The sequence below is a fragment of the Agarivorans sp. JK6 genome (assembly GCF_045277145.1).
Taxonomy (GTDB): Bacteria; Pseudomonadota; Gammaproteobacteria; order Enterobacterales; family Celerinatantimonadaceae; genus Agarivorans; species Agarivorans albus.
This window is the reverse complement of the sequence record NZ_CP113525.1, coordinates 2,905,964-2,919,437: the sequence shown is the minus strand read 5'-3', so window position 1 is coordinate 2,919,437 and position 13,474 is coordinate 2,905,964. Positions and strand designations below refer to the sequence as shown.

Genomic DNA, 13,474 nt, shown 5'->3' with positions numbered 1-13,474 from the left:
TTTACAGATAACAAAAAGGCAGCCTAGGCTGCCTTTTTTACATCTTGTATTTCTTTAATAAGCTTTGGTATTGCTCGCCAGAGGTTACTTTGCTTAGTGCGGCTCTAAAGCGTTGCAAATAATCTGGGTCAGTCCCTTGGCTAAATGCATAACAACCCTCTAATTTACCTAGCTGGTGAACAGGTTCAAATAGTTCACTTTCAAATCCTAAGGCTTTAGCGGTTTGCTCGACGACCTCGGGCTCAGAAGCAATAACATCAACACGCTCGCGCTTTAACATGCGTAAGGCTTTTTCTAAGTCTTCGGTAAGTGATATCTGCTCAAACTCAACGCCTTTATAGAGCAAGAGTTGTTCGCCAACGCCGGCCTTCATAGCGCCAAATAGCAGTTTTGAATTTGGTCCAATTTGGTCAATTTTGATAGCGCGTGACTTTAAAGCGATGAGCTTAATATTGGAGGTGGTTATGGGGCAGGCCCAGTGAAACATGTGTTCTCTACGGGGGCTACGCATGGTAAGAAACAATGCCATATTGGGGCGATGCTGTAGCAAATAGTAGGCTTTTTCCCAGGTTTGCACTTTAATAGACTGAGGATCTTCGCCCATCTCTTGCCACACTAAACGCAGTAGTTCTACAGAAATACCGGTTAGGTGAGCATCTTCTACATAGTTAAAAGGGCGCAGGTTTTCCGTTACAAAGCTAATGTTTTCTGCACGAGCGGCAAAAGGTAAGGTTAAACACAGCAATAATAAGTAACGGTGGAGCATAAGTAATCCTAATCTAGTCCCTTTGTTAAAATTAGCTTACTTTTGATTAAGTTGCAGTGAAAATGGCGAATACTTGATCTGAGTATTCGCCCAGCTAACTATTTGTCGTGGAACTCTTCACAGGCTTCTAAGGTGTTTTGAATAAGTGTTGCCACTGTCATTGGGCCAACTCCACCAGGTACTGGCGTAATAAATGCGGCATTTTGACGAGCAACTTCATATTCAACATCACCAGCTAGTTTACCGTTGTCTAAGCGGTTAATGCCTACATCGATCACCATTGCTCCGGGTTTAATCCATTCGCCAGGAATAAATTGCGGTTTGCCTACAGCAACAACTACTAAATCGGCGCGACGCACATGCGCTTCTAGGTCTTTAGTAAAACGGTGACAAGTGGTGGTAGTGCAGCCAGCTAGCAATAACTCTAAGGTCATTGGTCGGCCAACAATATTTGAGGCACCTACAACCACGGCTTCTAAGCCGTAAGGGCTGACACCGGTTGATTCAATAAGGGTAATAATGCCTTTAGGAGTACATGGGCGCAGTGCTGGAATACGTTGAGCTAATCGACCAATGTTATAAGGATGAAAGCCATCTACATCTTTGTCAGGGCGAATACGCTCAACCACTTTGGTTTCATCGATACCTTCAGGTAAAGGCAATTGCACTAAGATTCCGTCGATTAGTGGGTCATCGTTAAGTTTGTCAATTTCGGCTAATAGCGTTTGCTCATCAGTGTTGTCATCTAAGTCGATAGACTTAGAAATAAAACCAACGGCTTCACATACGCGGCGTTTGCTGCCTACATACACTTGAGAGGCTGGGTTATCGCCTACCAAAATCACGGCTAAACCTGGAGCACGTTTCCCTTCAGCGACTCTTTGCTTAACACGCTCAGCAACTTGATCTTGAACTTGTTGAGCGATTTTTTTTCCATCAATTATTTGTGCAGACATTGATTCTTCTTTAACGAGTGATTGACCATGCTAGAGGGCGCTATTTTGGCATGATAGGCGAATAAATGTCAGATCTTTTTTTTAGCAAAAAGGATGGTTTTAAAAAGAAGTTGAGCGAAACGGGGGAATTTATAAGGCGGATAAAGAAAAAGCCTGCTTGCACAGGCCTTTATATAACTAAGCAGCAACCCAGAGTAATACAGCGATTACTTGTGGTGATAAAATCCGTAAACACATTACCAAAGGGTACACCGTAGCATAGGCTAAGGCCGAGGCACCGCTGGTACTGTGAATAGAGTTAGCAAATGCCAGCGCTGGTGGATCGGTCATCGAACCTGCCATCAAACCACATAGGCTTAAATAATTTACTTTTAGAACGTAACGCCCAATAAAGCCGATAATAAGCAGGGGAATAAGGGTTATAAAAGCGCCATAGAACATCCAGCTAAGGCCATCGCCCTCGACTAAAGTTTCAATGAAGTTAGCACCCGAGTTAATACCTACAACCGCCAAAAATAGCACAATCCCTATCTCTCTAAGTGCTAAGTTAGCGCTTGGTGGCATAAACCAGTAAAGGCGGCCAATACTGCCAATTCTCGCAAGAATAATTGCCACAATAAGTGGCCCTCCAGCTAAGCCAAGCTTAAGAGGAGCCGGCAAGCTTGGAATTGCTAAAGGTAAAGAACCCAGTAAAACACCTAAGCCAATACCAATGAAAATAGGCAGCATTTGTACATGCTGTAACTTGCTACGCACGTTGCCTAAGCTTTTGGCTACTTTTTCAATGTCTTGGCTAGGGCCTACGATATTAAGAATATCGCCAAACTGTAAAATGGTGTCTTTGTTAGCAACCAGCTCAACACCGGCACGGTTTAGACGCGAGATAATTACGTCAAAGCTATGTTTTAAATCTAACTCGCTGAGTTTTTTACCTAAAATCCGCTCTTCGGTGACTACAACCCGTTCACTGCGAAGCAAGGTCCCTTTAGTAGAAAGAGATTCATTAATCTCTTGGCCAATGATTAATGTGGCTTGTTCTAGTTTATTGCGGTCGGGCCCAACTAAGTGTAGGTAGTCGCCAAGGTGCATCAGCATATCGGCACCAGGTACTTTTAGTTCGCCATCCGATTTTACTCGCGAACAAATCACATCTTCGCCAATCAGTTTACTCAACTCTGAGAAAGCAATGCCATTTAGGTTGGGGTTTTCAATAATAACGTTTATATCGAGTAGGCTTTGTTTCTTTTTACCTTTGGCATTATCGAAGTCTTCTGCTTCTTGTTCGATATCAACGCGAAAGGCAAGGCGGATGATCCACATAGTGAGCAAGATGCCCAAAATACCAAAGGGGTAGGCCATGGCATAACCTAAACCGAGTACGGTGGTTTCTTCGGTAGCCATACCTAGTTCTTGCAAAATTTGCTGACCAGCTGCTAGAGAGGGGGTATTGGTAACCGCGCCGCTATATATGCCTAAAAATACGTTTAAAGGCAGGTCGAAAATAAAATGAAGTGCAACTGCAGTAACGCCGCCCAATACGACTATGCCAACGGCTAGTAGGTTTAATCGTAAGCCGCTTGCTTTAAGGGAGGCAAAAAAACCAGGACCTACTTGGATACCAATGGTGTAAACAAATAGGATAAGGCCAAACTCTTTAATAAAATGTAGTGCGTGTGGATCAAGGTGCCAGCCAAATTGTTTGATGAAGTGGCCAACAAATAGGCCTCCAAACAATACACCGCCTATGCCCAAGCCAACACCACGAACCTTTATTCCACCAAACCATAAGCCTATAACAGCCACTGCTGATAGCACTAAGATGGATAACGCAACTTCACTCATGAGATTCCATTCCAATCGTAAAAAACATTTTGTGTTTAAATAACCAGCACGAGACTACTACTTTAGTCGTAGTTAACTATTGATTTGGATTAATAAATAACAATGATCTAAATAAACAGTGCCTACGTAAAAAATGTGGAAGTGCAAAGCTTGTTGATTGGCACATGCCGTTTGTTTGCTGATAAATAGCCCTAGATATTGTTGAAATTCACCCATTTTGGCTATGCTGTAACCAATCGGTAAATATCAGTAAAAAACTGTTTGACGCTGACCAATCAAGTGGGTAGTATTCGCCTCCGTTGAAGGGCACAATCAGTGCTTTAAACAAATCGGTGAAAAGCGTAGTTTGATAGCGCATCGTCGCGAAGCTCATAAAGAGCGGGACCAGAGGGTATAGCCTTCTAAAATATCAAAGCAATCGGTGATTAGCGCAGCTTGGTAGCGCATCTGGTTTGGGACCAGAGGGTCGGGAGTTCGAATCTCTCATCACCGACCAAATTTTTGAAGCCTAGTGTTTACACTGGGTTATTTGACGCTAAAGATGCGCCCTTAGCTCATCTGGATAGAGCAACGGCCTTCTAAGCCGTAGGTAGTAGGTTCGAGTCCTACAGGGTGCGCCAAATACATGCTCTAGTAGCATAAAAGTTTGTGGTGGGTATAGCTCAGTTGGTAGAGCCCCGGATTGTGATTCCGGTTGTCGTGGGTTCAAATCCCATTACTCACCCCATTATTCGACTACATTGCCATAGCAATGTTGCGAAAATAGTTTTGCGGAAGTGGCGGAATTGGTAGACGCGCTAGATTTAGGTTCTAGTATCGCAAGGTGTGAGAGTTCAAGTCTCTCCTTCCGCACCATTATTGGTGTAAGCGTAGGTAACGCTTAAAAAGTACCAACTAGTTTTCGGTGATTAGCGCAGCTTGGTAGCGCATCTGGTTTGGGACCAGAGGGTCGGGAGTTCGAATCTCTCATCACCGACCACTACATGAAGCCTCGTCAGTAATGACGGGGCTTTTTTGTAATTAGTGTTTATTGAATTTTGAACGTTGGTTTAAGGACTTCGCCTGTTAAGCTTGGCTTATCATCGACTATTATCTAAAGCCTTGCCCACAGTGGTAAGGCTTTCTGTATTTTACGTTTATTAAAATCTGAATGTTTGTGTTGGTAGTGTGCTCGACTTAACACACCTCCAAATACAAAAGAGAGCCGTAGCTCTCTTCTGATGTAAAGTTTAAAGCTATCGCTAGTGATGCTTTTTCATTGCTTCAACCAAGGCTTTGCGGGCTGAGGTTGAACCTGCACGCTCAGCTTCTTCCACAAAGCTTAACGCCTTATCAAAGTCACTGGCTTTTACCGCATTTTCGATAAGTTGATTAAACATTGCTTCGGTTTCTGGTTGTATAGGGCTGGTCTTGGTTTTTGCTGAACTTACTGCAACAGCGCTTGCAGTGCTGGCTGCAGCAGGCTCTGAAATTAATGCGTCTGCAGAGTTTTGCTGTTCAACCATGTCATTCGCTGAGCTAGCTGCCCCTGGTGCGTAATCGAAGGCTAAGCGGAATACACCGGTAGCTGTGTGTGCAATGGGCTGGTTACTGTACATTTTTACTACATCGGCCTCTCTACCTAACTCCACTGCTTTTGGATCGGGTGGGTCGAGTTTAGTGGTTTGTTGCATCGCTTGGTCTGTTGTAAGCACCACTAGGTACTTAGCTTGTCTCCCATCTCGAAACACTGCGGGTAATTCCACATTGCCAAAAAAACGGTCAATATTTAATAGCGATCCGTTCTCGTAATTGATAGTTTCTTTCCCGTAAACATCAATGGGGTCGAAGTTTTTGTCGAGTACTAATAGGGTAGGAGCAAAAACACTGGTAACAATGGGGGAAGATACCGCAACCTTAATGGGGCCATTTACTTCTGGTAATTCAACGGCTTTAACAAAGGATTTACCTGTTCTGAACTGAAAAGCGGGATCTTGAGTAGTGAGGGTAAAGTCAACTTTACCTGGCGCCGATATTTTTTGGTAATTGAGCTGTGACAAGTTAGAGCAGCACACAGGCGCTTGCTCTAAGGCTTGGTAACCAATGCTGGGATCTATTTTCTGTACGGATTTTGCGTCGGCAGCACCATAATCAATAATCATACTCTTATTACTACTACAGGCCGCTGTTAACGCAACCATAGTTATTACTAGTAACTTTTTCATCATATCTTCCTTGTTGCTAAGCAAAGATCATTGCCTTTACCTTTATTTGTTGTTTTTGTTTTATCTTGTTGCTGTTTGTTGACTAAGTTATTGCTAATTCACAAAGGCTTAGCGTAAAGTAGGCAAGGTGAGTATTCGCCACAAATATTTCACCTTGCCTATTAGGGTTAGTAAAGCTTCGTCATCACCCGAAGTTTTACCGGAGTGTTTGAAGTTGGTGCCACACTAACTCCAATCACTTCTTCCTAAGGGCTCGTTTCTACCACCACATGTCCGCTTGAACACCGTAAACAAACTCACCTTTTTGCTCACCATTTGCATTGGTATTATCTTGGCCATTTGTCTTACCGTCGATGTAACTTGCTAACAAGCGGATCTCAGGAGCAGGGCCAGTACCAGTACCAATTACCCAAGTAGGAGCTATGGTTGCTTTGTACTGTGAAGATTCAAACAAAGTGTTACCGCCTGAGCCTTCTACGTCTGTTTCTGTGTAACCAAATTCAGTTGCAATGGTGAAATTGTCGATAGAGTTAATTAAGAACACAGGGCGAGCCATTGCTGACCACCATAAGCTCTTATTGCCATTATCTAAATCGTCATACTGCATTTGAACAGATGGGAAGATCATAACGCTGCTGCCAAACCAGCCACCATAAGCTAAAGCGCGGTAAGATTTATCGCCTTTATCTACGTGAGCCATGCCAACAGGGCCTTTACCAGCGCTGCCTGGCGCATAGCCGTTGTAGTTAGTGAATGACTTACCAAGCATGCTACTAGCACCTAGACCTGAACCGGCTTGAACAGAGATTTTTGAGAAACCATTGCCCAACCAGAAGAAGTCTTTTGGTGTGTATTGAACATGCGCTTCAATACCATTAGTGGCAAACTCAGAAACAGTAATATTGCCATTTCCGTCATCACTGCGAGACACGTTGTCAGCCATGTATTTACCCACTAACTCTACGCGCCAGTTGCCGTAATCAGCACGAGCGTGACCTAAGTGAAGTGGGGCGCTTTCGTCGCTGCCATAGCCGTTGTCATCGGGGCGGTTACTTGCTAAGTAAGCAAAATCCCACTTTCCGCCGCCTAGTTCCATTTGCTGAACACCTAAACCTGTGCCCGACCAATCTGTGTAGAAAAAGTCAGTCATGAAGATGTAGTTATCACGGCCGTAGTAGCGCTGACCACCCCACATTTTGCCAGTGTTTGTTAAGCCTTCAAACTCTACAAATCCCTCTAGTAAGCCAGTAGCTGAACCGTTAATCGAGTAGTTCTGCTGAGCTTCAAATGCATCTTCGCCAGTGTTGTGCTGACCTAAACGCGTTTTGATAGCAATTTTTTGACCGTTGTCTAGGGCCCACGTTTTGTTAAACGCTAGCTCGTAGAAGTCATCACTTTCAATGCCTAAGCGACCTAAGCTTTCTTTAGATGCAGGGTAAAGTGCTTGGTTGCCGCCAGTTGAGCCAGTAAATAGCGCGCCAGAGCGGAAGTATCCGTGGAATTCGAATCCTTCTTCAGCTGCAACAGTTGTGCTAACTGCGCTAGCTGCAAGTGCCATTGAACATGCAACAGATAGTGCTTTAATTTTCATTTTAATTTAACTCCCTAAATATATTTCCGTATGTCTTCATTGGACTTCCTTAAACATCGCTGTTTTACCAAAAGACGATTCGATTATAGGGATCTGAAACCGGTTTTATTTTGAACTTCGTCACAATGATACCGGTTTCAATGGTGTATGGATCACAGTTCTATTTCGATTTTTAAAATTCATAAGCAAAAGTAAATTTTTGTTAACGCTGCGGAGCGTTAGGGCAAAAATAAGCGATTTTGAATGGTAGCGTTAACATGTGATGTGGGGCAGTTTTTAGCTTGCTAATTAGATTATGCGTCACCTTTACAGTGTTCTAATGGATATTTTAATCATTATAATCAGTTGCTTACGGATAATTGTTTATTGTGGGGGGCTTATTCATTATTACGCTAATCCAGATTGCTTGTAACAATCACGAGCAAATGTGATTTTTAAAAGCGTGAATAACAAAATATTAACTTCGTGTTTGGTGCGAGCGCAAATGAATAGTAGAGCGATGATATTTTAGGCCTGGTGGCTAAGCGTTCGGCTTTAGAGGGTTGCTCGAAATGACCTTGTTTGTTTGCTACCTATGGCATTGCCGAGTGGTGCTTAATCTGTGTTTTTAATATAAGTATCTGTTTTATATTTATTAAATTTCCAATGACAATGTGAAATTAGCAACTGGCTTCTCACTTTCTGCCACAAAAGCTCGCTCCTTTATTTATAGTTCGATGATTTTACTTTTAAATAACATTCAAATGAAACCGGTTTCATTTGTGTGTTTGAGTTCACGGTTTTAATTAGTTCGAGTGGTAAAGTAAAAGCGTTATTACGAGAACTTTATGGAAGAGCGACATATGAAGAAAAGGACAACTACCTCGGCAATACTGGGTGTTTCTCTAGCGGCGTTGTTAGGTGGGTGCGGAGCAACCAGTAAGGTTGAGCCTAATCTAGATGTAACATCGTACAAGCGTCATCAGTTTTTGCCTCCGCAGGGTAAAACCTTAATGTTTATTGGCCAAGACATACAAACTATTAATGAGTTTGTTGCTGACACAGGAGTGCAGCCTGCTGCAGTTACCGCTTACGCCTCGGCCGACTTAACCGGTGTGCTTAATGCTTTTCCTGAGTCGCATGGGTCTTTGGATATTCCTGCTTATGCTGAGGATTACCCAAACGCTACATTGGCGATAGGCTTGTGGCTAAAAAACACCTATAAGAAGTTAGCAGAAGGGCACCCACGTAGCGTCAATAATGTAGACCGTTTAGTAAAACATCTAAAGGGTTTGAATAGGCCAATTATGCTCAGAATTGGCTATGAAGTAGATGGTTACTGGAATAACTACCACCCAGAAGAGTTTAAAGCTGCTTGGAAGGTTATCACTGCTGCTATTGCCAAGAATGACGCGCAAAATATTACTACTGTTTGGCAAATTGCTGGCTATTGTGCATCTATGGACAACTCGGTGTTTACCGAAACTCAGAACAGTTTTAAGGGCTTAGATTATGACGCCTGGTACCCAGGCGATGAGCATGTTGATTGGCTGGGGCTTTCATATTTTTCCCAACCTCGTGATTGCCTAAGTGATACAGCTAAAAATGCCGCTGGTGGTTTGCCGAGTGCTTTTGGCTCCTTGAGTGATGTTGACGAGCAAGGCAATAGTTTAGCTTTGGATAACATCATCGCTTACTTAAATGCAAAAGATAAGCCTATCTTTGTTGCTGAAGCTAGCCCCAAATACTATTGGATTGAACGTGGCGAGTACAAACCCGATGCAGATACCACGGTGAATAACTTACAAAAAGTTAGTGGCGAGCAAATTTGGCAAGATTGGTATGAACCGTTCTTTGATTTTCTGGAACGTCATCAGCAATCAATTCGCGCAGTGTCTTACATCAACATGCATTGGGAGTCATTTGCTGGCTGGAGTTGCGACATTACAAACACCCGCGCAGTTAAGCTTGGCTTAACCTGTAAAGATGGCATATGGGGTGATGCCAGAGTGCAAGTTAATCCATACATTGAGCAACAGTTCTTTAATCGCCTAGACAACGGTAAGTATATTTATCGCCAAGAAGACGGCAGCTTTGATCAATTGAGTGGTTGGACTGAAGCCAGTGTTGCAATAACGGCAGCTACAGCCGTTAAATCAGAAATAGCCAAAGTGGTTAAATCAAGCCCATTTCACGATAAACCTGCTGCAATTCCTGGTCGTATTCAAGCACAAGAGTACGATAAAGGAGGCGAGGGTGTAGCTTATAAAGATAGTTCGGGCATAAACCACGGTGCGAACGAATGGGGCATCCGCTTCCGTGAAGATGAACTTGTTGATATTGGCAAAGATCCCGAGACCGAAAGCTTCGTAGTTGGCTGGACAGCCAAAGGTGAGTGGTTGAATTACTCGGTTAGCGTGGCCGAAACAGGCACTTATACCGCTAACTTTAGGCTGGGGCATGGTGGGAAAAAAGCCGGCTCTTTCAAAGTGCTATTAAATGGCGAAACACTCATCGAACAAGTAAACATTCCGGCAACTAAGAGTTGGAAAACCTACCAAGTAGTGAGTCTTGAGGAAATAACGCTAACTCAAGGTGAGCACTTACTTACCATCGAATTTACTGCAAGTGGTGACTATAACACGCCAGGAAACATTGACTGGTTCGAATTTATTCAACAATAGGAGGTGCCTTAGTCGAATCTATTTCATTCCTCTTCCTTGGCTATATTAGCAATTGCATAGCCTTTGTTTGCCCGCATAGACTGCGGGCTTTTTTTGCCTTAATCAGCTTCAAATAAATGTTAATGCTAAGTTAATTATTACTGATCAAGATCTCATTTCTCTTTTAGATTACTTGTTTGTTTTCATAATCAATAATATTCTGAAACCAGTTTCAGGAACCGGTTTCATTTTGTGTTTTTTAATCGGATTCTGGGTTAAGGGAATAAGGTAAACTGGAGAAGAAATGGATCTTAAGGCACTTAGTGATCAGTTCTGGCGAGATGGCTACTTACTTATTGAAGACTTCTTTTCAATGCAGCTAATGGACCAAATGACCAATGCTATTAATGAGCACTATGGTGTAGATCCAGAATTTTGGCACACCAATGAATTTTTAGATCGTGCCAAAACCGAAGTGATTCCTTGGTTTCCGCAAAATGAAGGTTGCTTGTTGTTTAACGAGATTGATCAGCACCCTTACTTCAAAGCACTTTCAAAAGCCGTGTTAGGCGAAGACAGCCAAACACTTTACTGCATGGTGATGTTTTCTAAACAAGGTACGGTAGGGCAGGCTTGGCATCAAGACTGCGACCCCGATGACCCTAAGCGTTTCAATATTAATCGCCTCATCTACACCTCGGACATTCGCCAAGACATAGGTGGTGAAATAGTTGTGGTGCCTCGCTCTCATTTGCGTGGTGAAATTCCGATTGGAGACCCAGAGGGCGAGTTACCAGGGCAATTAGTGCTGCGCCCCAAAAAAGGCAGCCTAATTTTTTTGCATGGCCATACTTGGCATCGAGTACTTCCAATCCATGGTGGAAACCGTATATCGACTAATTATCGCGCAGTTCCTAAAGGCACGCCTTTAGATATTACTGACATTTGTGTCTACCGGAATATGCGTTACCACTTTGGCAGCAACAAAGTGGTAGAAGAGCGACAGTGATAGCGTTAACATTTTTCACGACAAAACCCATAGAAATTGGTTCTGCAATTGCTAGTGACTGAAAATAAAGGTCTTATTAGAGCTAGCTGTGAAACCGCTTACGGAGAGCGTTGTGAATAACAAGAAAGTTACCATTAAAGATGTAGCCGCGAGGGCGAAGGTATCTCGTGCGTCAGTATCACGGGTATTAAACGATTACCCAGGCGTGAAACCAGAGTTACGAGAGCGCGTCAATCAAGCCATGGATGAGTTGGGTTTTGCGCCCAACTATTTCTCTCAAGCCTTGGCAAAAGGGCGTTCGCAAAGTGTTGGTTTAATGGTGCGCTCTTTAGGCGGTTTCTTTTTTGGCAGCATCATGTGTGAGGTAGAAGAAGTTCTCACCAAAGCTGGTTATCAATGCATGGTAACTAGCGGGCATGGCACTTATGAGTCTGAGCGTGCAGCCATGGAATTCATGGTCTCGCGCCAATGTGACGCGATTATTGTGTATTCCGATTGTTTATCGGACGAAGAAATTATCAAGATTAACCAAGCAGGAAGCCCAGTAGTATTGATTTCCCGCTTTATTGAAGAATTGGACAGCCAGTGTATACGCTTCGACGACACCAGTGGAGCTTACCAGGCTACCAAGCACCTGATTGCTAACGGGCATAGTGATATTGCCACCATCACCGGACCTTTAAGCAATCAAGACGCGAGAGATAGATTAACCGGTTACCGTAAGGCTTTAGAGGAATTCGCAATTCCTTATCGTCCTGAGTTGGTATTGGAATCTAACTTTCAAGTCCCTGGCGGAAAGCTAGCAACTGAAAAGTTGTTAGCGGCTAAACATCACTTTAGCGCCGTCTTTTATGGTAACGACGAAATGGCGATTGGCGGAATTCAAGCGCTTAATCATGCCGGGCTGTCGGTACCTGAAGATGTCTCAGTGATTGGTTTTGAGGATGTGCCACTGAATGAATTCCTTAAACCCAAAATGAGCTCAATGAGGATACCTGTTGCAAGTATCGGCAACTTAGCTGCGAAACGCGCATTAAGTTTGATTGCACAGGAAGAACTGGATTTAGCCCTAGAGGTTGATGTTCAACTGATGGAACGCGAATCCGTTAAAACAATCTAGTTGTTCACTCCTACTGTGCAAATTAAGCAGTTTGAGTGACGCCCATAAGGATTTGAATAATGGAACTCAAAAAGCTTAGTTTAGCGCTAGTTATAGCAGGCACAGCCGTGGCGGCACAGGCAGAAACAACCATTCGTTACGATTGTTGGCCAAACCACGATAAAACCGCCGTAGAAAAGATTGACGATTTTTACAAAGCCAACCCAGGCATTAAAGTTGAGGTACTGTCTAACAACTGGGTTGATCACCACAACAAACTGACCACGGCTCTAGCTACCGGCGATGGTGCTGGCGACGTGGTATGTATCGATGTAGAAAAGATTGGCGCCATTGTTAACCAAGGCGGCTTTGCCAACATGAGCAAAGCTTTTAACGCTGATCAGGATGAAAACAAATTTGCTCCATTTGCTTGGGCACAAGGTAAAGGCGCTGATGGCGAGCAATATGCATTGCCGCTAAACGTTGGACCGGGTGTAATGTATTACCGCCGTGAGCACATGCAAGATAAAGGCTTCAACCCAGAGGCAGTAACTAAGGATTGGGATGCATTAATGGCTTGGGGCGAAGAGCTAAAAGCTAAAGGTGTTCCGTTAGTGGGTCATGCTGGCTCTATCGCTCAAGCAATCATCAATACTGAAGTAGAAGCGGGTAATAGTATTTACTTCGATAAAGATGATAACCCAATTGTAACTAACGAACGTTTTGTTAAAGCCTTTACTTACGCCAAAATGGCGCGTGAAAAAGGCCTTGATGCGCGTATTGGTGACTGGAGCTCTGAGTGGTTTGAAGGCTTGAAAAACGCCAATTTCGCGATTCAATTTTCGGGTGCTTGGTTAGCGGGTTTCCTAGAGTCTTGGATTGCGCCTGATACCGGAGGTAAGTGGGGCGTAAGTGGTTTACCTGCGGGTAACTATGGTTCTTGGGGTGGGACATTCCTTGCGATCCCTGAGCAAAGCAAGAATAAAGAAGAAGCCTACAAATTAGTTGAATACTTAACTAAAAACCGCGACATCGTGTTGTACGAATTTAAAACCAATGCTGCTTTCCCTGCATTAAAAAGTTCTTACGACGCGCCAATGTTCCAAGAAGAAATGCCTTTCTTAGGTGGCCAAAAAGCTCGCCTATTGTGGACAGAAATTGCTGAAAACATTAAGCCAATTAAACCTTCTAAAGCCGATAACATCGCACGCGCGATTATTTTAGAGCAAGCGTTACCAGCGGTAGTAGAAGAAGGCAAAGATGTGAAAGAAGCCTTGGCTGATGCCGAGAAGCAAATAAAACGCCGCATGCGTAGTTTGTAAGCTTCACCGTCTCTTTCTAATTACTGGGCGACTGTCGTCGCTC

9 protein-coding genes and 5 tRNA genes are annotated in these 13,474 nt (G+C 43.6%); 9 read left to right on the top strand and 5 right to left on the bottom strand.

Features of this window, described 5'->3' with window-relative positions:
• Positions 1-37: 37 nt before the first annotated feature.
• The 3 genes from OV592_RS13575 to OV592_RS13565 all read right to left on the bottom strand — a co-directional run bounded on the left by OV592_RS13575 (position 38) and on the right by OV592_RS13565 (position 3,564).
• On the bottom strand, positions 38-766 hold the full coding sequence (locus tag OV592_RS13575; protein ID WP_406608951.1) for a substrate-binding periplasmic protein: 729 nt from the start codon (positions 764-766) through the stop codon (positions 38-40).
• Positions 767-864: 98 nt separating this feature from the next.
• Positions 865-1,722, bottom strand: coding sequence for a bifunctional methylenetetrahydrofolate dehydrogenase/methenyltetrahydrofolate cyclohydrolase FolD (gene folD / locus OV592_RS13570; RefSeq protein ID WP_016400678.1), 858 nt, complete (start codon positions 1,720-1,722; stop codon positions 865-867).
• Between the two features lie 177 nt (positions 1,723-1,899).
• Positions 1,900-3,564 (bottom strand): putative transporter, encoded by a 1,665-nt coding sequence (locus tag OV592_RS13565; protein WP_338621653.1) that lies wholly within the window; start codon positions 3,562-3,564, stop codon positions 1,900-1,902.
• A gap of 419 nt (positions 3,565-3,983) precedes the next feature.
• Here OV592_RS13565 and OV592_RS13560 point away from each other — a divergent pair.
• From OV592_RS13560 to OV592_RS13540, 5 genes are all read left to right on the top strand, one after another.
• A tRNA-Pro gene (locus OV592_RS13560) sits at positions 3,984-4,060 on the top strand.
• 47 nt (positions 4,061-4,107) lie between these two features.
• A tRNA-Arg gene (locus tag OV592_RS13555) sits at positions 4,108-4,184 on the top strand.
• 31 nt (positions 4,185-4,215) lie between these two features.
• Positions 4,216-4,291: transfer RNA gene (locus OV592_RS13550), tRNA-His, on the top strand.
• A gap of 43 nt (positions 4,292-4,334) precedes the next feature.
• Positions 4,335-4,419 (top strand) — tRNA-Leu (locus tag OV592_RS13545).
• Between the two features lie 47 nt (positions 4,420-4,466).
• Positions 4,467-4,543, top strand: a tRNA-Pro gene (locus OV592_RS13540).
• A 262-nt stretch (positions 4,544-4,805) separates the two neighbouring features.
• On the opposite strand, the gene OV592_RS13535 is transcribed toward OV592_RS13540, so the two are convergent.
• Positions 4,806-5,771, bottom strand: a complete 966-nt coding sequence (locus OV592_RS13535; protein WP_406608950.1) for a MalM family protein — start codon at positions 5,769-5,771, stop codon at positions 4,806-4,808.
• 256 nt (positions 5,772-6,027) lie between these two features.
• Positions 6,028-7,359 (bottom strand): carbohydrate porin, encoded by a 1,332-nt coding sequence (locus OV592_RS13530; protein WP_016400674.1) that lies wholly within the window; start codon positions 7,357-7,359, stop codon positions 6,028-6,030.
• Positions 7,360-8,201: 842 nt separating this feature from the next.
• On the opposite strand from OV592_RS13530, the gene OV592_RS13525 reads away from it, so the two are divergent.
• The 4 genes from OV592_RS13525 (at position 8,202) to OV592_RS13510 (ending at position 13,431) form a co-directional block, all read left to right on the top strand.
• A complete protein-coding gene (locus OV592_RS13525) occupies positions 8,202-10,022 on the top strand; it encodes a carbohydrate-binding protein (protein WP_406608949.1) in 1,821 nt (606 codons plus the stop codon).
• A 283-nt stretch (positions 10,023-10,305) separates the two neighbouring features.
• Complete coding sequence (locus tag OV592_RS13520) at positions 10,306-11,010, top strand: phytanoyl-CoA dioxygenase family protein (RefSeq protein WP_406608948.1); 705 nt, start codon at positions 10,306-10,308, stop codon at positions 11,008-11,010.
• A gap of 112 nt (positions 11,011-11,122) precedes the next feature.
• A complete protein-coding gene (locus OV592_RS13515; RefSeq protein ID WP_016400670.1) occupies positions 11,123-12,130 on the top strand; it encodes a LacI family DNA-binding transcriptional regulator in 1,008 nt (335 codons plus the stop codon).
• A gap of 59 nt (positions 12,131-12,189) precedes the next feature.
• Positions 12,190-13,431: an extracellular solute-binding protein gene (locus tag OV592_RS13510; RefSeq protein ID WP_338621650.1), complete on the top strand. Its 1,242-nt coding sequence runs from the start codon at positions 12,190-12,192 to the stop codon at positions 13,429-13,431.
• Positions 13,432-13,474: the final 43 nt, after the last annotated feature.

Excerpts from the sequence above, each read along its gene's own strand:
- OV592_RS13575 (WP_406608951.1), bottom strand. The coding sequence starts at position 766 with ATGCTCCACCGTTACTTATTATTGCTGTGTTTAACCTTACCTTTTGCC.
- folD (WP_016400678.1), bottom strand. The coding sequence starts at position 1,722 with ATGTCTGCACAAATAATTGATGGAAAAAAAATCGCTCAACAAGTTCAA.
- OV592_RS13565 (WP_338621653.1), bottom strand. The coding sequence starts at position 3,564 with ATGAGTGAAGTTGCGTTATCCATCTTAGTGCTATCAGCAGTGGCTGTT.
- OV592_RS13535 (WP_406608950.1), bottom strand. The coding sequence starts at position 5,771 with ATGATGAAAAAGTTACTAGTAATAACTATGGTTGCGTTAACAGCGGCC.
- OV592_RS13530 (WP_016400674.1), bottom strand. The coding sequence starts at position 7,359 with ATGAAAATTAAAGCACTATCTGTTGCATGTTCAATGGCACTTGCAGCT.
- OV592_RS13525 (WP_406608949.1), top strand. The coding sequence starts at position 8,202 with ATGAAGAAAAGGACAACTACCTCGGCAATACTGGGTGTTTCTCTAGCG.
- OV592_RS13520 (WP_406608948.1), top strand. The coding sequence starts at position 10,306 with ATGGATCTTAAGGCACTTAGTGATCAGTTCTGGCGAGATGGCTACTTA.
- OV592_RS13510 (WP_338621650.1), top strand. The coding sequence starts at position 12,190 with ATGGAACTCAAAAAGCTTAGTTTAGCGCTAGTTATAGCAGGCACAGCC.